At 66.4% G+C, this 23,046-nt stretch carries 19 protein-coding genes and 1 tRNA gene; 3 read left to right on the top strand and 17 right to left on the bottom strand.

Going from position 1 to position 23,046, the window contains the following annotated elements:
• Positions 1–35 precede the first annotated feature (35 nt).
• Positions 36–224: a hypothetical protein gene (locus QC826_RS07035; RefSeq protein WP_093387987.1), complete on the bottom strand. Its 189-nt coding sequence runs from the start codon at positions 222–224 to the stop codon at positions 36–38.
• Positions 225–582: 358 nt separating this feature from the next.
• Here QC826_RS07035 and QC826_RS07030 point away from each other — a divergent pair, with 358 nt between their 5' ends.
• Together QC826_RS07030 and QC826_RS07025 are read left to right on the top strand one after the other, a co-directional pair.
• A complete protein-coding gene (locus QC826_RS07030; protein WP_279764971.1) occupies positions 583–2,313 on the top strand; it encodes a methyl-accepting chemotaxis protein in 1,731 nt (576 codons plus the stop codon).
• A 161-nt stretch (positions 2,314–2,474) separates the two neighbouring features.
• Positions 2,475–2,882, top strand: coding sequence for a GFA family protein (locus tag QC826_RS07025; RefSeq protein WP_279764970.1), 408 nt, complete (start codon positions 2,475–2,477; stop codon positions 2,880–2,882).
• A gap of 84 nt (positions 2,883–2,966) precedes the next feature.
• On the opposite strand, the gene QC826_RS07020 is transcribed toward QC826_RS07025, so the two are convergent.
• From QC826_RS07020 to QC826_RS07000, 5 genes are all read right to left on the bottom strand, one after another.
• The gene (locus QC826_RS07020) at positions 2,967–3,161 is read right to left on the bottom strand and encodes a hypothetical protein (protein WP_099414513.1); all 195 of its coding nucleotides are present in this window, start codon (positions 3,159–3,161) and stop codon (positions 2,967–2,969) included.
• Between the two features lie 39 nt (positions 3,162–3,200).
• Positions 3,201–3,680, bottom strand: coding sequence for a hypothetical protein (locus tag QC826_RS07015; protein WP_279764969.1), 480 nt, complete (start codon positions 3,678–3,680; stop codon positions 3,201–3,203).
• Positions 3,681–4,112: 432 nt separating this feature from the next.
• Positions 4,113–4,793 carry a DUF4276 family protein gene (locus QC826_RS07010; RefSeq protein WP_279766411.1) on the bottom strand — a complete coding sequence of 227 codons (681 nt, stop codon included), beginning with the start codon at positions 4,791–4,793 and terminating at the stop codon, positions 4,113–4,115.
• Positions 4,793–5,926 (bottom strand): AAA family ATPase, encoded by a 1,134-nt coding sequence (locus QC826_RS07005; RefSeq protein WP_279764968.1) that lies wholly within the window; start codon positions 5,924–5,926, stop codon positions 4,793–4,795. The genes QC826_RS07010 and QC826_RS07005 overlap by 1 nt, the downstream gene beginning before the upstream one ends.
• Before the next feature lie 313 nt (positions 5,927–6,239).
• Positions 6,240–6,316 (bottom strand) — tRNA-Pro (locus QC826_RS07000).
• A 155-nt stretch (positions 6,317–6,471) separates the two neighbouring features.
• Between QC826_RS07000 and QC826_RS06995 the strand changes: the two genes are divergently transcribed.
• Positions 6,472–7,332 (top strand): Sir2 family NAD-dependent protein deacetylase, encoded by an 861-nt coding sequence (locus QC826_RS06995; protein ID WP_279764967.1) that lies wholly within the window; start codon positions 6,472–6,474, stop codon positions 7,330–7,332.
• 4 nt (positions 7,333–7,336) lie between these two features.
• Here the strand turns inward: QC826_RS06995 and QC826_RS06990 are convergent, their stop codons facing one another.
• The 11 genes from QC826_RS06990 to QC826_RS06940 form a co-directional block, all read right to left on the bottom strand.
• Positions 7,337–8,044: a fumarylacetoacetate hydrolase family protein gene (locus tag QC826_RS06990; RefSeq protein WP_279764966.1), complete on the bottom strand. Its 708-nt coding sequence runs from the start codon at positions 8,042–8,044 to the stop codon at positions 7,337–7,339.
• 60 nt (positions 8,045–8,104) lie between these two features.
• Positions 8,105–8,716 (bottom strand): TetR/AcrR family transcriptional regulator, encoded by a 612-nt coding sequence (locus QC826_RS06985; protein ID WP_279764965.1) that lies wholly within the window; start codon positions 8,714–8,716, stop codon positions 8,105–8,107.
• A gap of 205 nt (positions 8,717–8,921) precedes the next feature.
• A complete protein-coding gene (locus QC826_RS06980) occupies positions 8,922–10,340 on the bottom strand; it encodes an efflux transporter outer membrane subunit (RefSeq protein ID WP_279764964.1) in 1,419 nt (472 codons plus the stop codon).
• A 1-nt stretch (position 10,341) separates the two neighbouring features.
• Positions 10,342–13,488, bottom strand: a complete 3,147-nt coding sequence (locus QC826_RS06975) for an efflux RND transporter permease subunit (RefSeq protein WP_279764963.1) — start codon at positions 13,486–13,488, stop codon at positions 10,342–10,344.
• Positions 13,434–14,720 carry an efflux RND transporter periplasmic adaptor subunit gene (locus tag QC826_RS06970; protein WP_279764962.1) on the bottom strand — a complete coding sequence of 429 codons (1,287 nt, stop codon included), beginning with the start codon at positions 14,718–14,720 and terminating at the stop codon, positions 13,434–13,436. The genes QC826_RS06975 and QC826_RS06970 overlap by 55 nt, the downstream gene beginning before the upstream one ends.
• A gap of 313 nt (positions 14,721–15,033) precedes the next feature.
• Positions 15,034–15,795 (bottom strand): hypothetical protein, encoded by a 762-nt coding sequence (locus QC826_RS06965; RefSeq protein ID WP_279764961.1) that lies wholly within the window; start codon positions 15,793–15,795, stop codon positions 15,034–15,036.
• Positions 15,796–15,983: 188 nt separating this feature from the next.
• The gene (locus QC826_RS06960; RefSeq protein ID WP_279764960.1) at positions 15,984–17,870 is read right to left on the bottom strand and encodes an MFS transporter; all 1,887 of its coding nucleotides are present in this window, start codon (positions 17,868–17,870) and stop codon (positions 15,984–15,986) included.
• A 186-nt stretch (positions 17,871–18,056) separates the two neighbouring features.
• Positions 18,057–18,689, bottom strand: a complete 633-nt coding sequence (locus QC826_RS06955) for a 4'-phosphopantetheinyl transferase family protein (RefSeq protein ID WP_279764959.1) — start codon at positions 18,687–18,689, stop codon at positions 18,057–18,059.
• A gap of 256 nt (positions 18,690–18,945) precedes the next feature.
• The gene (locus QC826_RS06950) at positions 18,946–20,019 is read right to left on the bottom strand and encodes an ABC transporter ATP-binding protein (protein WP_279766410.1); all 1,074 of its coding nucleotides are present in this window, start codon (positions 20,017–20,019) and stop codon (positions 18,946–18,948) included.
• A gap of 31 nt (positions 20,020–20,050) precedes the next feature.
• The gene (locus QC826_RS06945; RefSeq protein ID WP_279764958.1) at positions 20,051–21,826 is read right to left on the bottom strand and encodes an iron ABC transporter permease; all 1,776 of its coding nucleotides are present in this window, start codon (positions 21,824–21,826) and stop codon (positions 20,051–20,053) included.
• Positions 21,827–21,937: 111 nt separating this feature from the next.
• Positions 21,938–23,026 (bottom strand): ABC transporter substrate-binding protein, encoded by a 1,089-nt coding sequence (locus QC826_RS06940; protein ID WP_279764957.1) that lies wholly within the window; start codon positions 23,024–23,026, stop codon positions 21,938–21,940.
• Positions 23,027–23,046: the final 20 nt, after the last annotated feature.

The raw sequence follows: 23,046 nt of genomic DNA, 5'->3' as shown, positions 1-23,046 counted from the left end.
AGTGCCACGCGGAAGTCAAGCGGGCTGGGCCGCGCTTAGCACCAGATGCCGTTGTCGCGGCCGGCACTGCCACCGCCGAAGCGGTCGGCGCGGGCGTCCGGGCCGGAGCAGCCGGCCAGGGCGACGCCGTCGCGCTGTTTCCATTGCGGGGCGGCCTTGGTTTCTTGCTCTTTCTTCGCGGCCAGTTTGAAGGCGAACAGTTTGGTTTGATTCTGATTTTTCATTTTTCCAACCTTTTAGAGTAGTTAAAAATCCAATCGAACGGCAATACCACTTGTGGTGGTGACAGAAATGTATCATTGCATTTTTTTCATGTCAACCGCCTCTTCGATGGATTTTCCTCCTGCAGCGCGCGGCCCGGGGGAAACCGGCGGCGGCATTTTTTATGTTGCTGAATCGGGACACCTGCTCCCGAATCTGCGGCGGAGAATGAAAAACCGCCATGAAAAATTCCGCCACAATATTTCCTTACGGCTATTAATTACAAGTAAACAATGCTAGCATTGCATTGTCGGATCGTCATCCGGCCCGGCCGCCAGAACGCTGCGCAGGCCGGCTTCGCATCCCACAAGGAAGAGCACCATGAAGAATTTGAAAATCGGCACCCGGCTCGGCTTGGGCTTCTCCGTCATCCTGCTGTTGCTGATCGTGATGACGCTGATCGGCATCCTGCGCCTAAGCAGCGCCAGCGCCCTGACCGAGGAGATGGTCGGCGTGAAGATCCGCGACGAGCGCCTGATCGCCGAATGGGTCAAGGTCATCGAAGTGAACGCGGCGCGCACCACCGGCGCCTGGATGGTGGCCGACGCGGCCGACCAGAAGGCGCTCGAGACCTTGATGGCCGAGTCGTCCGGCCGCGCCACGCAGATCCAGGACAAGATGGGCGCCGAGCTCGGCGACGGCGCGCTCAAGCCGCTGTTCCAGCAGGTGCTCGACACGCGCAAGGCCTACACCGGCGTGCGCAAGGCCGTCTTCGTCGCCAAGGGCGCCGGCGACCTGGCCCTGGCCAAGTCGCTGTACGAGGGCGAGATGACGCAAAAGCGCATCCAATACCTCGACGCGCTGAAGAAATTCTCCGACCAGAAGGCCGCCCTGCTCGACGCCAGCGCCGCACAGATCCAGCAGCAGTACCAGAGCGGCCGCCGCCTGCTGATCGCGCTCGGCGTGGTGGCGCTGGCGATCGGCGCCGCCGCCTCGTGGTGGATCACGCGCACCATCACCGGGCCGATCAAGGCCGCCGTCAAGGTGGCCGAGACCGTCTCCGCCGGCGACCTGACCAGCCACATCGTCGTCGCCGGCGGCGACGAGACGGGCCAGCTGATGGGCGCGCTCAAGGACATGAACACCTACTTGGTCGACATCGTCGACCAGGTGCGCAGCGGCACCCAGACCATGGCCACGGCGTCGAGCCAGATCGCGGCCGGCAACGCCGACCTGTCCTCGCGCACCGAGGAGCAGGCCAGTTCGCTGGAGGAGACCGCCTCGGCGATGGAGGAGCTGACCTCCACCGTCAAGCAGAACGCCGACAACGCCCGCCAGGCCAACCAGCTGGCCATCAGCGCCTCGGCCATCGCCAGCCGCGGCGGCGCCGTGGTCGGCGAGGTGGTGCACACCATGGGCTCGATCAACGACTCCTCGCGCAAGATCGTCGAGATCATCAGCGTGATCGACGCCATCGCCTTCCAGACCAACATTTTGGCGCTCAACGCCGCCGTCGAGGCGGCCCGCGCCGGCGAGCAGGGCCGCGGCTTCGCCGTCGTCGCCTCCGAGGTGCGCAACCTGGCGCAGCGCTCGGCCGCCGCCGCCAAGGACATCAAGGGCCTGATCGACGACTCGGTGCAGAAGGTCGAGCTCGGTTCCGGCCTGGTCGACAAGGCCGGCCAGACCATGCACGAGATCGTCGAGAGCATCGCCCGGGTGACCCAGATCATGACCCAGATCAGCCAGGCCAGCGACGAGCAGAGCACCGGCATCGAGCAGGTCAACCAGGCCATCACGCAGATGGACCAGGTGACCCAGCAGAACGCCGCGCTGGTCGAGCAGGCCGCCGCCGCCGCCGAGTCGATGCAGGACCAGTCGGCCAAGCTGGCCGAGGTGGTCAGCATCTTCAAGCTCGACGCCGGCGGCACGGCGGCCCGTTTGGCGGCGCCGGCGCCGGCCCGCGCCACGGCGGCGGCGGGCGCGCGCATGGCCGCGCCGGCCGCGCCGCGCCGCCCGCGCGCCGCCCTCGCCGCCCCGCCGCGCAAGGCGGCCCCGGCGGCCAAGCCGGCGGCGGCGCTGGCCGGCGCCGACGACGACTGGATCGAGTTCTAAGCGGCCAGCGCGCCGCCTCACGTTTTCTTCCCTTTGGGCCGGACTCCGCGTCTGGCCCTTTTTTATCCAAGCCCGGCCGCCGGCGCTTCGCGCTACACTGGGCACGGCTATTCCCCAGCCGGCCGCGACGGGCCGCCGCAATCACGCAAGCGAGGGCAACGATGATCAAACAAGTGGGACCGACCGCCATTCAAGCCAAGCATCTTGCGCGCTGCCATTGCGGCGCCGTCGAGTTGGAATTGACGCTGCCCGACGGCATCGTCGAGCCGCGCCGCTGCGACTGTTCGATCTGCCGCCGCAAGGGCGCGATCGTCGCCTCGGTGCCGCTGTCCGGCATCCGCATCGTGCGCGGGCAGGACGTGTTGCGGCTGTACCAGTTCAACACTCGCACCGCCAAACACTATTTCTGCTCCGTCTGCGGCATCCACACCCACCACCAGCGGCGCTCGAATCCACAGCAGTACGGCTACAACGTCGGCTGCCTGGACGGCGTCAACCCCTTCGACCTGGGCGAGGTGCCCACCCACGACGGCGTCGACCATCCGGCCGACCGCAAGGCCGCGATGTAAGACTGGGACGATCGCTCGTGGCCTTCCCAGGACGGCTCGAGCCGCTCGTCGAGCAACTCCGCGATTAGGGTAGTGGAAGGAAGTTCAATCGAGGGGAGGCGTGCCGGGCTCGATGCCGGCGCTGGCCGCCTCAAAGATTTCCAGGACGCGCGCCTGGTCGACGCCGATGTCGCGGCCAAGCGATGTGGCCCAATCAAGCACCTCGCGAGGCGAGTTGCGGTCGTTCGCGCTTAAGCCCTTCTTGATCGTACGCCATACGCCGAACTCTCCAGGCGTCATATGCGCTCCCCAGATGTTTGTATGGTTTGTCGGCTAGGCTTACATCCCGGCGGGTTGTCGCGCGCGCTGCTGCGCGGCCGTGGCGGCGTCCTTGGACGACTTTAGAAAGGCACGACCAGCCGCCGACGAATGAAACGCCTCCGCCGCCTGGTAAAGGCTTTCGCGCTGCGCCTCCGTCAACTCGAGCTTATGTTCACTCATGGCATGGTCAATGTATGCCGCGAATGCAATGTCGCGCGTGCTGAGCACAGAATCGAGCTTGCTCATGAACCACTCCTTAAATTGGCCGGTGGACAACAAATAGAAAGCGAGAAGGCCAAGCACTGCAGTAAATAGTACGCCCAAATTGAGGACGGTACGCAAGCCCAAAATCAAGTAAAACCAAAATGAGCGAATCGCCACCGCGCCGCTGGCGGTGTCGGCGGCGACGAACTGGGTCGGCCAAGTTGCCCCGTTGAATAGTTCCAGCCAGTAGCCGCCGCCCAGGGACAACACCCAATATGCCAGAGCGATGGCCAACAGCCACACAACGGCAAAGAGCGAGATGCCGAGGCACCACTGCCGCCCCGTATGACTCAAGGAAATCTTGCCGATGACAGTCTCCTCCGCACACTGGGCGCAAGTACAGGCTGCCCATGACTATATAGTAGCTCCGCATTTCCCCATTGCAAGTAACGTTGCAAAATGACGAGGGGAGGCACTGCAAGCACAGGGAGCGTCAAGAAAAAACGATTGTACACCCGGCCAGATGGAGGCTACGCACGCCAAGTGGCGGGCTTGCCACAGACCCGTTCGCCGTAGGTCATTCCCCAGCGCGGATGTAGTCCGGTTCGGCCCCCTCCTTCGTCAAGTCCTGCATAGCCCAGCGTCGTCCAAAACGCCGAATTCAGTCCTTGGCTCACAGCGAACAGGCAAATAATCGTTTCCGGCCTTCCAGTTACTCTGCGTTCTTCATGGCCGCGCCAACTGCCTGATTTGCGCAAGCCATGCGGCGAAGAAAGCGCACTCGGCTTCGATCTTGGCCAATCCTATCTTTTGGGCGACAACGGGGCCGTGCCGACGCTTGCGGTAGCTGGGATTGTTCAACTCTCGCTCCAGATGCGCCGCAGGCTTGGTATCGGGCCGGTCATTGATGTGCTCAGGGGACTCGGCAGCAGCGCGCGCCGCAGTCAGTGCCGCCGCCGCGGCCTGCCATGCAGGCTCGACCTGTACCAGCGTCGAAACGTCACTAAACAGCAAGGCCTCGAACTCGTGGGCCTGGATATAGGGAATAAATCGTCCAGGCTGGCAGCCCGACTCGGCCACCGTATCGGCATGCAAAGCCTGTGTTAAGACCGCCAAGCGTCCCGGCAGATCAGGCTGCGCGAACGATGCATGGAATCCAGGAAAGCCACTGTCGAGCCGATACAGGTCGAACAAGGTCGTGACCACCGGAGCGCTGTTCTGCCGCAAGGTATTCCGCAGGTGGCGTTTGACACGGCCATAGCTCAACGCACCGCCTTTGTGGCCAGGTGAGGTTTCGATCATCTCGGGCACTAGGTTCAAGCCAATGCCGTAAAATGCCGGCGCCAGCAAGTGCAAAACAAACTCTTCCTCGGTCTGTCCCTCGCAAACCACACAGACGCGCCTCATCAAGTCGGCCTTCCACCTAGAATGTTGCGCTTCCAAAGCTCACCCAGACTATAGTCGTCGGCCAACCAGTCGGCCAATTCCTTGGCATCAAGCCGCTTGAAGACCGATGCATCCTGTTCCCGCTGCACCACGATCACGTCCTCTGGATTGAACGCATTCAATAGCTCCACGGATTGCGTGGACACGATCACCTGCTTGCTTTCCGCCACCTCCTGCAACATGTCGGCCAGCATATTGATGGCGAAGGGATGCAGTCCCAACTCCGGCTCGTCGATCAGCACCGTGTCGGGCAACAGGCTCTTGGGCTGCAACAGCAGGGTGGTCAGGCAAATGAAGCGCAGCGTACCATCTGACAACACATGGGCCTTCCATGGCGTGTCGGGCCGGCCACGCTCGGTCCACTCCAGCTCGATGAATTCACTGGCTTCGTCTCGAAACACAAAATCGCCGAAGAATGGTGCCGCGCGCCGAATCGTCTCCACGATGCGATCATAGCTGCGCTCAAAGAAAGGCGTAGTCTTTAGCTTACGCAGGTAGGCGGCCAGATTGGCCGCGTCGGGCTTCAGGCGCAGGTTGTCGTTCACGGCATGGATGCGTTTGACCGCCGCCATGTCGCCGGTGTCATGGAAATGGTACTGCCGCCAAGTCCGCAGTTTCTCCAGCACATAACGACTCACCGTGGCGCTAGGGCTATCCTTATCTAAACGGATACGCGCGCTGTCGTGTCCAGCTCCCAACGGGTACGCATTGGGGAAGCTGTAGGCCAATTCCCGCACCGTCGGTTCCTCGCGTGAGAAAATCAGCCGGTTGTCTTGCGTGGCGTCCAGAGTGAGGCGATAGCCATTTTCATACGCCCCCGTAACACCCTCGGTGGCGGAGAACTGGATTTCCAGTTCCATTTGCGGCGTCACCTTGCTGCCGTAATGCAGCAGCGCTTCCGGCCCGCCCCACTTCTGCACATCCACCGGAAAGTTGTCCCCCACCACCGAAGCGAGAAAACGGAATAGGCCGATGAAGTTGCTCTTGCCCGCGCCGTTGGCGCCGATCAGCACGTTCAGCGGTCGCAACTCGAAGTTGTCCAGCTCGGCGATGGACTTGTAACCTTTGACGGTAAGTTTCTGAATTCTGGCCATGGTCGGCACCCCAACAAAAAACTATTGCTCATTCGAACGCCACCTGGCGGCGCGCAACTACGATACTCCTGGCAAGGTAGCGCTGACTTGGCACAAAAAGGATTGAGGTAATGGTACAGAAAATTGGGGCGCCCTTCCAAAAGAATACCCCGCGACATAAATTAATTCCCCCGGCTGTCTTCAAGATCGAGAGGAACCGCGCTGAAACGATTGAGCGACGCCCTAAAAACGAAAAACCCACCAAGATATTAGACAAACGTCTAATACAGTGGTGGGTTTTACATACGGTCTTTTCGTAAGTCTTTGAATCTATTGGTCGGGACGGAGTGATTCGAACACTCGACCCCTTGCACCCCATGCAAGTACGCTACCAGGCTGCGCTACGCCCCGACGAGGCTCGAATTATAGCAGCACGTTTGCGCATTTACCATGCTTGCACACATACTTCTACAAATTATCATCTAGACAACACTCTACCCGTGCGCCGATTGATGTGGCCCGGCCGGCGCGGTAACATCGTCGCACCCTCCCTGCGAAAGCGCGCCATGCCGCCTGTGCCCGAATCCGTCCTGCTCGAACACGCCGCCACCCTGATCGGCCAGGCCGACGCGCTGGTGGTGGCCGCCGGCGCCGGCATGGGGGTCGACTCCGGCCTGCCCGACTTCCGCAGCAACGAGGGATTCTGGCGCAGCTACCCGGCGCTCGGCCGCGCCCACATGGAGTTCAGCCGCATCGCCTCGCCGCAGGCCTTCCGCGACGATCCGGCGCTGGCCTGGGGCTTCTACGGCCACCGCCTCGGCCTGTACCGCGCCACCACGCCGCACGCCGGCTTCGGCCTGCTCAAGCGCTGGGGCGAGCGCATGCCGCTCGGCTACGGCGTATTCACCAGCAACGTCGACGGCCATTTCCAAAAAGCCGGTTTCGACCCGCTGCGCGTCTTCGAATGCCACGGCAGCATCCACCAACTGCAGTGCCTGGCGCCGTGCAGCGGCGACATCTGGAGCGCGGCCGGCTTCGTGCCCGAGGTCGACCAGGAGAACTGCCGCCTGCTCAACGCGGCGCCGCGCTGCCCCGACTGCGGCGGCCTGGCGCGCCCCAACATCCTGATGTTCGGCGACTGGGACTGGAACCAGGCGCACGCCCAGGTGCAACAGCAGCGCCTGCTCGGTTGGCTGGCCGCCGCCAGCCGGCCGCTGGTGGTCGAGCTGGGCGCCGGCACGGCGATCGCCTCGGTGCGCGACTTCAGCGAGCGCGTGCTGGAACTGGACGGCGGCCGCCTGATCCGCATCAATCCGCGCGAGTCGGCCGTGCTCAGCGCGCGCGACGTCGGCCTGGCGATGGGCTCGGCGGCGGCGCTGGCCGCCATCGACGCGCTGCTGGCGCCGGCCGGCGCCAACACCCGCTAGGCGGTCACACCATGCGCACGGCCAGCGGCGGCAGGCCGGCGACGCGGCCGACCAGGGTCTGGCCGCGCTGCACCGCGCCCACGCCCTCCGGCGTGCCGCTGAAGATCAAGTCGCCCGGCTGCAGCGTGAACAGGGTCGACAGGTTGGCGATGGTCTCGGCCACCGACCAGATCAAATGGGCGATGGTGCTGTCCTGCTTGCGCGCGCCGTCCAGCTCGAGCGTGATGGCGGCGTGGCCGATGTCGCCGGCCCGCGCCGCCGGCACGATCTGGCCGACCGGCGCCGAGTAGTCGAAGGCCTTGCCGATCTCCCAGGGGCGGCCGGCGTCGCGCATCTTGAACTGCAGGTCGCGCCGCGTCATGTCCAGGCCGACGGCGTAGCCGAAGATGTGGCCGGGCGCGTCGGCCACGGCGATGTCGCGCCCGCCCTTGCCGATGGCGACCACCAGCTCGCACTCGTAGTGCAGGTTGGCGCTGGCCGGCGGGTACGGCAGGTCGAGCACCCGCTCCGGCGCGACGGCGACGACGGCGGCGTTGTCGTTCGGTTTGCAGAAGAAGAAAGGCGGCTCGCGCTCGGGGTCGAAGCCCATCTCGCGGGCGTGGGCGGCGTAGTTGCGGCCGACGCAGTAGACCCGGCGCACCGGGAAGCGGGCCGCGCTGCCGGCCACCGGCAGGCCGACGATGTCGTGGGGAGGGAAGACGTAGCTGCTCATGGCGCTCCAATGGAAAACCGGAAGAAGCCCGATTCTACATGGGCGCGCGGCACCACGCCGCTAGGTGAGGCAGAGCGCCCGCAGGGCGACGACGAAGCTGGCCACCAGCGCCGCTTCGTCCAAGGCGGGGTTGTGCAGCGCGCGCAGCGACACGCCCTGGAACAAGGCGATGATGGCCTCGATGCGGCCGTCGATGGTGAAGTCGTCGGCGGCCAGGACCTTGCGTTCGCGCGCCGCGCGGAACAGGGCTTGGAAGCGCTGGCGCGCGCGCAGGTCGGCTTCGACCACCGCCGCCGCGATGCGCGGATTGCGCGCCGCCTCGGCGCTGACCTCCATCGGCAGCCGCCACTTGGCCGGGTCGACGTTCTCGTTGACCGACCTGGCGGCGTCGTCGAGCATGGCCTGCAGCGGGTCGTCGCTCTGCTCCAGGCGCAGCAGCTCGGCCATGACGCGTTCGATGTCCTGCTCGACGAAGGCGAGGATGATGGCGTCCTTGTTGTCGAAGTAGTTGTAGATGTGGCCGGCGCTCATGCCGGCGGCCTTGGAGATCTCGGCCATGCTGGCGCCATGAAAACCGCTGCGGCCAAAGCACAGCGCCGCCGCGTCGAGCACCTGCTTGCGCCGGTGCTGTGTGCGTTCCGGGTCGCTACGTCGTTTTTCGGTGGTGCGCATGTCACTATCCTTGGGTGAGAAAACCTGCCTGGGGCGGTACTGTGAACAGGCCGGGGCGATTTGTCAATTTCGCCCCGGCCGGCGGGGGCGGAAATCCAACAGCTTGCGGCGCAACGAAGGCGCAGGTGGCGCCGACAAACCCCACCGGCGCAAATCTAGGGTCAGACCCTAGGGTCTGACCCTGGTTCGCCGCCGCCGGGTCGCTTCAAGCGTCCGGCTGCCAGCCGCCGCCCAGCACCTTGTACAGGGTGACGGCGTTGCTGGCCTGGCTCAGGCGCGCGCTGATCAGCCCCTGCTGGGCGCTGTACAAGGCGCGCTGCGACACCAGCGCGTTCAGGTAGGACTCGGCGCCCTTCTGGTAGCGCGCCTCGTGGATGGCGAAGCTTTTGGCCGAGGCCTCGGCCAGCGCCTGCTGCGAGGCCAGCCGCTCGTCGAGCGTGCCGCGCTGGGCCAGCGCGTCGGCCACCTCGCGGAAGGCGCTTTGGATGGCCTTCTCGTAGCGCGCCACGGCGATGTCGCGCTCGGTCTTGGCGATGTTCAGGTTGGCGCGGTTGACGCCGCCGTCGAAGATCGGCAGGTTCAGCTGCGGCAGGAAGCTCCAGGTCGACGAGCCGCCCTTGAACAAACCCGACAGGCTGCTGCTGGCGCTGCCCGCCGACGCCGTCAGCGAGATGCTGGGGAAGAAGGCGGCGCGCGCCGCGCCGATGTTGGCGTTGGCGGCGCGCAGCGTGCGCTCGGCCTCGAGCACGTCGGGGCGCTGCTGCAGCACCGCCGACGGCAGCTCGGCCGGAATGGCCGCCAGCCGGCTGACGGCGTCGAACTGGCCGCCCGGCAGCAGCGCGGCCGGCACGGCGCCGCCCACCAGCAGGGTCAGCGCGTTCTGGTCCAGCGCCACCTGGGCGGTGTAGACGGCCATGTCGTTGCGCGCCGCCTCGACGCTGCTCTGCGACTCGTACATGTCCAGGCCGGAGGTGGCGCCGGCGGCGAAGCGCCGCTTGCTCAGCTCAAAGCTGATCTGCTGGCTCTTCAGGGTGCTGGCCGCCAGGCCCAGGCGCTGCTGGTCGGCGATCAGCGTCAGGTAGGCGTTGGCCACCTCGGCCACCAGGCTGATTTGCTGGGCGCGGCGGGCCTCCTCGGTGCCGAGGTACTGCTGCAGGCCGGCCTCGGACAGGCTGCGCAGCTTGCCGAAGAAGTCCAGCTCGTAGGCCGCCACGCCCAGGCCGCCGCTGTACTGGCGGCTGACGGCGGGCTCGCCGTCGGGCCGCATGGTGCCCGGCGTGCGCGTGGCGTTCTGGCTCACCGTGGCCGACACCTTGGGCAGCAGCGCGGCCTGTTCGATGCCGTACTGGGCGCGCGCCTTCTCGATGTTGAGCGCCGAGACGCGCAGGTCGCGGTTGTTGGCCAGCGCCAGCGCGATCACTTGGCGCAGGCGCTCGTCGGCGAAGTAGTCGCGCCAGGCGATGTCGGCCACCGTGCGCGGCTCGGCGGCGGCCGGCGCCGGCTTGTAGGCGTCGCCCGCCGGCCAGCTGGCGGCCACCGGCGCGGCCGGCTGCTGGTACACCGGCGCCAGGCTGCAGCCGGCCAGCAGGGCCGCCGCGGCGAGGGAGAGGATAGATTTTTTCATGTTAGTTCGCTTCCACAATTGCGGCGTCGTGCGGCTTGGCGGCGGCCGGCTTCTTGGCGAAGAAGCCGCGCACCAGCACGAAGAACACCGGTACAAAGAAGATGCCCAGGAAGGTCGCCGACAGCATCCCGCCCAGCACGCCGACGCCGATGGCGTTCTGGCTGCCCGAGCCGGCGCCGCTGCTGATGGCCAGCGGCAGCACGCCGAGGCCGAAGGCGATCGAGGTCATCAGAATCGGCCGCAGGCGCAGACGCACGGCGCGCAAAGTCGCCTCCTTCAGCTCGATGCCCTGCTCCTGCAGCTCCTTGGCGAATTCGACGATCAAAATCGCGTTCTTCGCCGACAAACCGACCACGGTCAGCAGGCCGACCTGGAAGTAGATGTCGTTCGACAGGTGGAAGCCCCAGGTGGCCAGCACGGTGCCGAGCACGCCCAGCGGCACGATCATCAGCACCGAGAACGGGATCGACCAGCTCTCGTACAGCGCGGCCAGGCAGAGGAAGACGATCAGCACCGACAGCGCGTACAGCACCGTGGTCTGCGAGCCGGAGTCGCGCTCCTCGACCGACATGCCGGCCCATTCGTAGCCGATACCGGCCGGCAGCTTGGCCGCCATCTTCTCCATCTCGGCCATGGCCACGCCCGAGCTCTGCCCCGGCGCCGGCATGCCCATCACCTCGACCGACGACAGGCCGTTGTAGCGCTCCAGGCGCGGCGAGGCGAAGATCCATTTGCCGGTGGTGAAGGCGGAGAACGGCACCATCTCGCCGTTGGCGTTGCGCACCGACCATTTGTCCAGGTCTTCCGGCACCATGCGGGCATGCGCCTCGCCCTGCAGGAACACCTTCTTGACGCGGCCGCGGTCGACGAAGTCGTTGACGTAGGCGCTGCCCCAGGCGGTGCTGAGCACCTTGTTGACTTCGCCGATGTCGAGGCCCAGCGCGGCGGCCTTCTGTTGGTCGACGGTGATCTTGTACTGCGGCGTGTCCTCCTGGCCGTTGGGGCGCACCGCCATCAGCAGCGGGTTTTGCGCCGCCATGCCGAGCAGCTGGTTGCGCGCCGCCATCAGCGCCTCGTGTCCCAGGCCGGCCTGGTCCTGCAGCTGCAGGTCGAAGCCGCTGGCGTTGCCCAGCTCGAGCACGGCCGGCGGGGCGAAGGCGAACACCATCGCGTCCTTGATCTGCGAGAAGGCGCCCATGGCGCGGCCGGCCACGGCCGGCGCGCGCAGCTCGACGGCCTTGCGCTCGGACCAGTCCTTCAGACGGATGAAGGCGATGCCGGTGTTCTGGCCGTTGCCGCCGAAGCTGAAGCCGGCCACCGAGAACACCGATTCCACGGCGGCCTTCTGGTCGACCAGGAAGTGCTGCTCGACCTGCTCGATCACCTTCAGGGTGCGTTCCTGGGTGGCGCCGGTGGGCAGTTGCACCTGGGCGAACAGCACGCCCTGGTCCTCCTCCGGCAGGAAGGAGGTGGGCAGGCGCATGAACACCAGCGCCAGCACGCCGAGCAGGATGGCGTACAACACCATCGAGCGGCCGCCACGGTTCAACATGGCGCCGACCCAGCCCTGGTAACGGTTGGTGCTGCGCTCGAAGCTGCGGTTGAACCAGCCGAAGAAGCCGGTGTCGGCCGCCTTGTGGCCTTTTTCCACCGGCTTGAGGAAGGTGGCGCACAGCGCCGGCGTAAACACCATCGCCACGATCACCGACAGCACCATCGCCGAGACGATGGTGATCGAGAACTGGCGGTAGATCACGCCGGTCGAACCGCCGAAGAAGGCCATCGGCACGAACACGGCCGACAGCACCATGGCGATGCCGACCAGGGCGCCGGTGATCTGGCCCATCGATTTGCGCGTCGCCTCGATCGGCGACAAGCCCTCCTCGGTCATCACGCGCTCGACATTCTCCACCACCACGATGGCGTCGTCGACCAGCAGGCCGATCGCCAACACCATGGCGAACATGGTCAGGGTGTTGATCGAATAGCCCAGCGCCGACAGCACGCCGAAGGTTCCCAGCAGCACCACCGGCACGGCCAGGGTGGGAATCAGGGTGGCGCGGAAGTTTTGCAGGAACAGGTACATCACCAGGAACACCAGCACCACCGCCTCGAGCAGGGTCTTGACCACCTCCTCGATGGACAGCTTGACGAAGGGCGTGGTGTCGAAGGCGATCTCGGCCTTCATGCCGGCCGGGAACTGCTTGCCCAGCACGGCGACCTTGGCCTTGACGGCGTTGGCGGTGTCGAGCGCGTTGGCGCCGCTCGACAGCTTGACGGCGACGCCGGTGGCGGCGTGGCCGTTGAAGCGGGCCACCGTGTTGTAGCTCTCGCTGCCCAGCTCCATGCGGGCGACGTCGCGCAGGTGCACGGTGGCGCCGCTGGCGGCGGTCTTGAGCAGGATGGCGCCGAATTGCTCCACCGTCTGCAGCCGGCTCTGCGCCGAGACGGTGGCGTTGAGCTGCTGGCCGGCCAGCGAGGGCGTGCCGCCCAGTTCGCCGGCCGACACCTCGGTGTTTTGCGCCGTGATGGCGGCGGTGACGTCGGCCGGGGTCAGCTGGAAGCTGCGCAGCTTGGCCGGGTCGAGCCAGATGCGCATGGCGTACTGCGAACCGAACAGGGTGACCTCGCCGACGCCCTCGACCCGGCTGAGCGGATCGATCAGGTTGGCGGCGACGTAGTCGTCCAGGTCGGCCTGCTTCATGCTGCCGTTCTCGGAGACGAAGCCGTAGACCATCAGGAAGTTCATGGTCGCCTTCGACACCACCAGGCCCTGCTGGGTGACGGCGGCCGGCAGCAGCGGCGTGGCCAGCTGCAGCTTGTTCTGCACCTGCACCTGGGCGATGTCCGGGTTGGTGCCGTTGTGGAAGGTCAGCGTGATGCTGATGCCGCCGGCCGAGTCGCTGGTGGAGGACATGTGGCGCAAGCCGTCGATGCCCTTCATCTTCTGCTCGATGACCTGGGTCACCGCGTCCTCGACCGTCTTGGCCGAGGCGCCGGGGTAGCTTCCGCTGATCGAGATCGACGGCGGCGCGATGCTCGGGTACTGCGCGATCGGCAGGCCGAGGATGGCGATCAGGCCCGCGAGCATGATCACAATCGCGACCACCCATGCGAAGATCGGGCGGTCAATGAAAAAACGTGCCATTGCTGTTCTCCTGAATTAGTGGGCGCTGTTGGCGTTGGCCGGGCCTTGCCAGCGGCGCCGCCGGCGGCAACCGCCGCGGCGGCGGCCGGCTTGGCCACGCTGGCCTGGGCGCCCGGACGGACCTTCTGCAGGCCCTCGACGATGACGCGGTCGCCGGCCGCCAGGCCGGACTGGACCAGCCACTTGTCGCCCTGGGTGCCGCCGGTGACCAGGATGCGTTGTTCGACCTTGCCGTCCTTGCCCAGCACCAGCGCGGTGGCCTCGCCCTTGGCGTTGCGGCTGACGCCCTGCTGCGGCACGGCGATGGCCTGCGCGTCGACGCCGCTGTCGAGCACGGCGCGGACGAACATGCCCGGCAGCAGATCGTGCTTGGGGTTCGGGAACAGCGCGCGCAGCGTGACGTTGCCGGTGCCCGGATCGACGCTGACGTCGGAGAACTGCAGCTTGCCGCCCTCGGCGTACTTGCTGCCGTCGGCCAGCAGCAGGGTGACGCGGGCCTGGCCGCCGGCCTGCTTCAACTGGCCGCTCTCCAGCGCCTTTTTCAGGCGCAGCAGCTCGGTGCTCGACTGGGTCAGGTCGACGTAGATCGGGTCGAGCTGCTGCACGGTGGTGAGCGCGTTGGCCTGGCTGGCCGTCACCAGCGCGCCCGGCGTCACCGCCGAGCGGCCGATGCGCCCGCCGATCGGCGCGTTGACGTGGGTGTAGCGCAGGTTGATGGCGGCCGTGTCGAGCGCGGCGGCGGCCGACTCGACGTCCGCCTTGGCCTGTTCGTGGGCGGCGATGGCGTCCTCGTACTCCTGCCGGCTGACGCCGTCGATGGCGACCAGCTCCTTGTAGCGCGCCACCTTCGGGCCGCTGGTGAGCAGGTTGGCGCGCGCCTTGGACAGCGCCGCCTTGGCCGAGTTGACGGCGGCCTGGTAGCTGGCCGGGTCGATCTGGTACAGCGCGCTGCCGGCCTTGACGTCGGCGCCCTCGACGAACAGGCGCTGCTGGATCAAGCCGCCGACCTGCGGGCGCACTTCGGCCACCTGGAAGGCGGCGGTGCGGCCCGGCAGTTCGGTGGTCAGGCTGAGCGCCTGGGGCGCGACGGTAAACACGCCCACTTCCGCCACCTGCGCATGAGGTGCTTCGGCCGTGGATTTGGAGCAGCCGGCGACCAGGGCGGCGGCGCTGCAGAGCAAGACGATTGTCCCCGCCGCGCGGCGGGAAGACGTGGGAATGATTGGTTCCATCGTAGACTTTCTGAAAAAGTTGGCGCGGCAAACGGGGCCGGCAAAATGACATGGATCATAGAATGAACGATCATTCTAACTAAGTCAAGCAACTTTTTAGGCGGATACGGATCGGAAAACGTCCTGGTGCCCCCGTTCACAGGGAGAAACCGGGGGATATCGAAGAGAAAAACTGCTTCATCCACGAGGTGGTGGCTTGGTGGCTTGGTGGGACGCAGGCATAACCCCGCAGGCAAGGGGTCAGACCCCAACCGGGGTCTGACCCCGACCGTGGCGGATCGGGGTGCGGGGTGAAGGAACGCCGCTTGCCGCCCTACAGCGGCGTGGCGGTCACGCTGGCGCTTTGCAGGATGGCGTGGCCGCTGGCCTCGAAGCCGGAGTCCATGCCGAACAAGACCCACAGCTTGCCCTGGGCGTCGCTCTGCACCTCCATCGCCTCGGCCGACTTGACCGCCTTCGACACATAGGTGCGCACGTGGCAGTCGGTGGTGCCGTTGCCCAGCGTGCCGAGCACCCGGCCGAACTGGCCGTTGGCGGCCTGGTTGCCGCGCTCGATGTTGAGGCGGTAGTCCTCGGCGCCCTGCAGTTCGGTGAGCGGCTCGATCGGGCTGGCGACGGCCAGCATGTGCACCGCGTCGCCGGGCGAGCCGCCCACGCCGTAGCAGCCGGAGGCGATGTCGCTGGCGAAGCGCAGCGCGAAGTTCAGCTTGTACTTGGTCGACGGGGCGAAGCCGCCGAACTGCTTCTTCACATAGACCAGCACGTCGTCGCTGTTGTTGTGGGCGCCGATGAAGTAGCCCTTGCCGCTGAGCGGGGCCGGCATGGCCTCGAAAGCGAACTTGACCTCGGTCGGCTTGGTGTTGACGGTATAGTCGGCGGTGCCGCCGGTCCAGCCGTCGATGCCCTGGTTGAAGTCGACCGCCAGCGTGAATCCGCTCGGCGGCGGCGGCGGCGGCGCGGCCTGCGGCTGCTTGGCGCTCGGGTTGTTGCTATTGCTATTGCCGCCGCCGCAAGCGCCCAGCGCCAGCAAGCCGGCCAGGCCCAGACCGGCCGCAATGATGTTCTTATGTCGCACGTTGATTCCTCCAAGAAAGATCGGATCAAGGCGGCCCGCGCAGCGGCACCGCACCCCGCCCCGCCGTTCGCACGGCGGGGACAAAGTGAAGTTTAAAGAAACATTGCCAAATTGAAAATCAAGATTGTAAGCAGTGGTAAGTTACAAACTTTAACCAAAGTTGTATGGACAAGTCGTCCGCGACGGGACTATTTCCAGCCGCCGCGCAGCGCCAGCACCTGCTCGCGCAGGCGCTCCGGGGTGGCGTCCTGCGGCGCCACCGGGTGGCCGACGGCCAGCGCCAGGCGCGAGCGCCAGCCGGTGCGGAAGGTGCGCTCGAAGACATTCTCGGCGCCCCGGCTGAGCAGGTGGCCCCACAGGCCGCGCAGCGCCATCGGGATCACCGGCACCTGCGAGCGGGCGACGATCTTGGCGATGCCGCCCTTGAACTCGTTGAGCTCGCCGGTGCTGGTCAGCCGGCCCTCGGGGAAAATGCAGACCAGGTCGCCCTCGTGCAGCGCCTGGGCGATGTCGACATAGGCCTTCTCCATCAGCCACGGGTCCTCCTTGGCCGGCGCGATGGGGATGGCGCGGGCGGTGCGGAAGATCCAGCCCAGCAGCGGCAGCTTGAAGATGCGGTGGTCCATGACGAAGCGGATGGGGCGCGGGCTGGCGGCGCCGATGACGATGGCGTCGACATAGCTGACGTGGTTGCACACCAGCACCGCCGCGCCCTCGGCCGGGATGCGCTCGGCGTCGATGCACTTGACGCGGTGCACGGTGTGGATCAACAGCCAGGCGAGGAAGCGCATGAGGAACTCCGGCACCAGCGAGAAGATGTACAGCGCCACCAGGGCGTTCAACACGGCGGTGACCAGGAACAGCTGGGGGATCGTGAAGCCCTGCCCCAGCAGCACGATGGCGACGCCGGCCGCCGCCACCATGAACAGGGCGTTGAGGATGTTCATGCCGGCGATGGTGCGCGAGATGTGCTGCGGGTCGCAGCGGGTCTGGATCAGGGCGAACAGGGGGACGATGAAGAAGCCGCCGAACATGCCGATCATCAGCACGTCGAACAGGATGCGCCAGCTGGCGTGCTGGGCCAGCAGGCCGGCGAAGTCGACCGCCGCCGTGTTGTGGTAGCCCAGGCTGGCGAAGTACAGGTCGAGGCCGAACAGCGACAGGCCGATCGAGCCGAACGGCACCAGGCCGATCTCCACCTTGCGCCCGGACAGGCGCTCGCACAGCAGCGAGCCGCTGCCGACGCCGAGCGAGAACACGGTCAGCAGCAGGACGAACACGCTGTGGTCGCCGTGCAGGTAGTCCTTGGCGTAGACCGGGAACTGGGCCAGGATCAGCGCGCCGTAGAACCAGAACCAGGAGTTGCCCAGCATGGCCAGGAAGACCACCTTGTTCTTGCGCGAGAAGGCGATGTTGCGGATCGACTCGGCCAGCGGGTTGCGGCTGATCTTCAGCTCGGGCGCCGGCGCCGGCGTCAAGGGGATGCGGTAGCTGGCCGCCAGGCCGAGCAGCGCGGTCAGCACGGTGGCGCCGGCCACCAGGGCGATGCCGTAGGGCTGGTGCACCACCAGCACGGCGCCGAGGATCTCGCCGAGCAGGATGCCGACGAAGGTGCCCATCTCGATCACGCCGTTGCCGCCGATCAGCTCCTCGGGCGACAACTGCTGCGGCAGGTAGGCGTATTTGACCGGGCCGAACAGGGTCGAGTGCACGCCCATGCCGACCACGGCGGCCACCAGCAGCCACAGCGTGTGCGTCATCCAGCCGGCGCCGGCGGCCAGCATGATGGCCAGCTCCATCCACTTGACGAAGCGGGCCAGGCCGGCCTTCTCGTATTTGTCGGCGAACTGGCCGGCGGTGGCCGAGAACAGCACGTAGGGCAGGATGAACAGGCCGGGGATCAGGTTGGTCACCAGCGACGGCGACAGCGTGGTCCAGCTCAGCGCGTCGTAGGTCAGGATCACCATCAAGGCGGTCTTGAACAGGTTGTCGTTGAAGGCGCCGAGGAACTGGGTCCAGAAGAAGGGCGCGAAGCGGCGCTGCGACAACAGGGAAAACTGGTTCGGATGGCTCATGTCGGCGGGAAAATGTGGAAAGGATTGAAACATACTGCATCGCGCCGCCGGCCACAAGGACGGCGCGGCGGCGCTTGCGGCGCGTCAATCGGGGCGCGCCACATTGCCTTTCGAATACTATTTACCGCAGTATAGAGTAGCCGGAGCGAAGTTGCGCGCTATCGCGCCGCGCCGGCGGCGGCCGGACTACAGCGCGCGCAACTCGATGCGCGGCGCCACGGCGAGCGGCAGCGCGCTGCACAGCACCACCGACAACTCCGGGTGCGGCAGCACCAGGCAGCCCGGCGCCGGCTCGCCCGGCGACTGGCCCAGCTTGAGCCGCGCCTCCCGCTCGCTCCACAGGCGGTAGAACTGGGCCATCCGCTGCGCCGGCGCGGCGGCGCGCCAGCGCGCGTGGGTGGCGTCGTCGAAGGCGTGTTCGGCCAGGGCGTCGATGTCGCGGGCGGGATCGAGCACCTCGATGTCGAGCCCGAGCGCGGTGTCGGCGCTGACCGCGCAGGCGACCCATTGGCCGCTGTGCGAAATGCTGAAGCCCGGCGCGGCGCCGCCCTTGCCCGGGGCCGGTTTGAGCAGGCGCGGCGCGCGGCCGGCCAACTGTTCGAACAGCAGCGCTTCGGGCGCGCAGCCAAGCAGTTCGGCCAGCGCCATCCTGAGCAGCGTGCGGCCGATCAGGAACTGGCGCTGGCGGTGCGGCCGGACAAAACCGCGATAGCGCGCCGCCTCGCCCGCACTGAGCCAGGCCGAGCTCTTGGCCAGGGCGGCATCGTCGACGTTGACGCTGTCGACCAGGAACAATTGGGCGCTGCTGGTAGCTGGCATCGCTGGGCCTCGTTGGTTGGGGGGCGTGTACGGGAACGCCGAGGCGCCCCTGGCGCCCCGGCTTTTCACCGGCGCCGGCAGCGCCGCTGCGGGGTGCCGACGCGTGATTCTAAGGCCATAGTGCATACACAAGGCAAGTATTTCTGTTGCCCCATGAAAAACATGGCATAAACACCATGAAAATTGTTGTAAAAAAGGCCGCCACGGCGGATGCCGGGCGGCCTTGCTGTTTGCGGCGTGGCGCCGGCTTGCTTGCTTAGAAGACCCAGAGCTTGTCGGCCGGCAGTTGCAGCCAGTAGCTGCCCGGCTCCAGCCGGTACTTCGAGTAGGCGCGCAGGCTGAGCTCGCTACCGTCGGCGCCCTTGAACAGGCACTCCCAGCGGTCGCCCAGGTACATGCAGGTGAGCAGCGGCAGTTGCAGCGCGTTGTCCACCGGGCCGGCGCTGATCTTCACCTCCTCGACGCGGATGATGGTGCTCGGCTCCTTGCCGCCGCTGGCGCCGCGCGCGCTGGCATTGAGCGCCACGCCGTTGACGTCGAGCCGCACGGCGCCGCCGTTGCGCTGCACGATGCGGGCCGGCAGGCGGTTGTTGCTGCCCATGAACTCGGCGGTGAACAGGGTGTCCGGCGTCTCGTACATGCTTTGCGGGGTGCCCTGCTGTTCGATCTTGCCGTTGTTGAGCAGCAGGATGCGGTCGGAGATGGCCATCGCCTCGGCCTGGTCGTGGGTCACCATCAGGGCCGACAGGCCCAGGCGCACGATCAGCTCGCGCAGGAAGGCGCGGGCCTCCTCGCGCAGCTTGGCGTCCAGGTTCGACAGCGGCTCGTCGAGCAGGATCACCGGCGGGTTGTAGACCAGCGCGCGGGCGATCGCCACGCGCTGCTGCTGGCCGCCGGACAGCTGGTGCGGGAAGCGCTCGCCCAGGTGGCCCAGGCCGAGCTGCTTGAGCACCTCGTCGACGCGCGCCTTGATCTCGCCGGTGCCCATCTTGCGCAGCTTGAGGCCGTAGGCGACGTTGTCGAACACCGTCTTGTGCGGCCACAGCGCGTAGGACTGGAACACCAGGCCCAGGTTGCGCTGCTCGGCCGGCATCTCGAAGGCGCGGCCGCCGTCGAAGACGCGGCGCTCGCCGATGTCGATGGTGCCCGACTTGGCGCTCTCGAGGCCGGCGACGGCGCGCAGCAAGGTGGTCTTGCCGCTGCCGGAGGGGCCGAGCAGGGCCACCACCTCGCCCTTTTGCAGGTGCATCGAGACGCCCTTGAGGATGGGGTTGGTGTGGGCGCCGCTGCCGTAGTCCAGGTGCAGGTCGTTGACGGTCAGTTCGTTCATGATGATGTCTCGTTTCATGTTGTTGGTTTGCTTAGTTGTGCAGCTTGACGCCGAAGCGCAGCGCGATGCCCAGGCCGATGGCGACCAGCGTGATGTTGATGAAGGACAGCGCCGCCACCAGGTCGGTCGAACCGCCGGCCCACAGCGACACCAGCATGGCGCCGATCACCTCGGTGCCGGGCGAGAGCAGGTAGACGCCGGTCGAATACTCGCGCTCGAAGATCAGGAACACCATCAGCCAGGCGCCCAGCATGCCGTATTTGATCAGCGGCAGGGTGACGTCGCGGCTGACCTGGCCGCGGCTGGCGCCGACGGCGCGGGCGGCCTCCTCCAACTCGGGGCCGACCTGCAGCAGCGCGGCCGAGATCAGCCGCATGCCGTAGGCCAGCCAGACCACCGAGTAGGCCAGCCACAGCGCGAAGATGGTCGAGCGCACCTCGCGCAGCAGCGGTATCGCATGGGCGCTGAGCCACAGGGCGACGCTGTTGTCCATGCCCTTCAACATGCCGTCCAACCAGCTCGGCACGAACAGGAAGACCCACAGGAAGGACAGGCCGGCCAGCAGCCCCGGCACGGCGCGCGGCACCAGCACGCTGTAGTCGAGCAGGCGGGTGATGCCGTCCGGCTTGCGGTGCATGGCCAGCGCGATGGCGCTGTAGCAGACCACCGCCAGGGCGCCGCCGATGACGCCGATCAGCACCGTGTTGAGGATGCCGCGCATCAGCGACGGCTGCTCGAGGATTTCGCGGAAGTGCTGCAGGGTCAGCACGTCGGCCAGCTTCACGCCCTCGCCCCAGTACAGCACGAAGGAGCGCAGCACGATGCCGGAGATCGGCATGACGATGGTGAACATCAGCCAGCCGGCGATCAGGGCGAAGGCCAGCCATTTCCAGTTACCCAGCGGCATGACCTTGGTGCGCGCGCCCTTGCCCTTGATGGAGACGTATTTGTTGGCCGACTTGAGCAGCCAGCGCTGCAGCATCACCAGCGGCATGGTGACCATCACCAGGCAGACGGCGACGGCTGCCATCAGGTGGTAGGACGGCGTGCCCAGCTTGTTGGTCAGCTTGTACAGGTAGGTGGCCAGCACCATGTGGCCCTCCGGGTCGCCCAGCACCAGCACCAGGCCGAACACCTCGAAGCCGAGGAAGAACACCAGCACGGCGGCGTAGGCCAGCGCCGGCATGATCATCGGCAGCGAGACGTTGAGCATCACCTGCAGCGGCGAGGCGCCGGCCACGCGGGCCGCCTCCTCGACGTCGGAGCCGAGGCTCTTCAGCGCCGACGAGGCGTACAGGTAGACGTGCGGCACGTGGGTCAGGCCGGCGATGACGACGATGCTGCCGAAGGAGTAGATGTTCCACGGGATGAAGCCGAGCAGGTCCTTGGCCCAGGTCGAGTAGAAGCCGACCGGGCCCATGGCGACGACGTAGCCGAAGCCCATCACCATCGGCGAGACGAAGATCGGCACCAGCAGCATCGGCGCGATCCAGCCGCGGCACGGCAGGTCGGTGCGGATCATCAGGAAGGCCAGCATGCCGCCCAACGGCACGGCGATCACCGCCAGGCCGGTGGCCAGTATCAGGCCGTTGCGGAAGGCGGCGCTGAAATCGGGGTCGTCGAAGATGAAGCGGTAGGCGTCGAAGCCGAGCTCCTTGACCGGCATGAAGAACGGCGCCGACAGGAAGCTTTGGTAGAAGATCAGGAACAGCGGCAGGAAGATGGCGACGAGGGCGAGCGCCACCACCACGCCGCGCGGCCAATTGAGGCTGCGCCGGCCGGAGCTGGGAAGGGTCATGGTTTGCATAGTATCGGGCCTTGAAATGGGGCGTGCTGGCCGGGATCGGGCGTGATTAGCCACGGCCCGCGACGCGAACCCTGGCACCGACCCCGGTGGTGAAGCGTGAAGCGGCGCGGCTTACTTCTTGCCGGCGGTTTCTTTCCACTGCTTGAGGAAGGCCATGCGCTTGGCCGGGCCGAGGAACTGCAGGATGATCGGGTGCACCGGCACCGGCTTGACGTTGTCCTTGCCGATTTGCTTGATCAGGTCGGCCGAGGTGGTCTCGCCGCTGACGTCGGCGCGGATGGCGTACAGCTTGGAGTCGTTGGCGATCACCGTCTGGCCGCGGTGCGACAGCATGTAGTCGAGCCACAGCTTGGCGCCGTTGACGTTCTTGGCGGCCTTGTTGATGAAGATGACGCGCGACAGGATCAGCGTGTAATCCTTCGGCAACACCACGCCGATCGACGGGTCGGTCCTGGCGCGCACCAGGGCGTAGGAGCCCAGCACGTTGTAGCCGATCAGGTTCTCGCCCGAGGAGATGCGCTCCATCATGGTGCCGGTGGAGGACTGCACGCGCACCTTGGCCACGCCGAAGGCGTTCTCCAGCTCGAGGAACTTGGGGTTCTCGCGCGCGTCCTGGGTCATGAACATGAAGCCGACGCCGGATTTTTCGATGTCGTAGGTGGTGACCTTGTCCTTGAACTTGGGCAGTTGGATCAGCTTGGCGAAGTCGGCGTGGGTCTGCGGCACCTCCTTGGCCTCGACCAGGCGCTTGTTGTAGACGATGGCGGCCGGCTCGAAGGTGGTGCCGTAGGCCTGCTCGTCCCAGATCGCCCAGCCGGGGATCTTGCCCGCCTCGACCGACTTGTACTTGAGGGCGTAGCCGTCCGAGGCCAGGCGCATCTGCAGGTCCATCGCCGACGACCACATGACGTCGGCGGTGTTGCCGCCGGCCGCCACCTCGGAGATGAAGCGGTTGTACACCTCGGTCGAGTTCATGTCGTTGTACTCGACGCTGATGCCGGGGAACTGGGCGCTGAAGTCCTTGATCAGCGGCTGGGTCGCCTTGCTGTCGGTGGCGCCGTAGATCACCAGCTTGCCCTCCTTCTTGGCGCCGTCGATGATCTTCTGGTAGTCGGCCGGGTAGCCGGCCGGCACCTGGGCCAGGGCGGCCGAGGCGAATACGGTGGTCAATGCAGCGGCCAGGGTGGTTTTCAACATCATGTCTTGTCTCCGTCGTTTAT

Origin of the sequence: Rugamonas sp. DEMB1 (assembly GCF_029834475.1) — a bacterium.
In the GTDB taxonomy this organism is placed as follows: domain Bacteria; phylum Pseudomonadota; class Gammaproteobacteria; order Burkholderiales; family Burkholderiaceae_D; genus Rugamonas; species Rugamonas rubra.
Note: the sequence above shows the minus strand (reverse complement) of the source record. Positions and strands in the feature narration are given on the sequence as shown.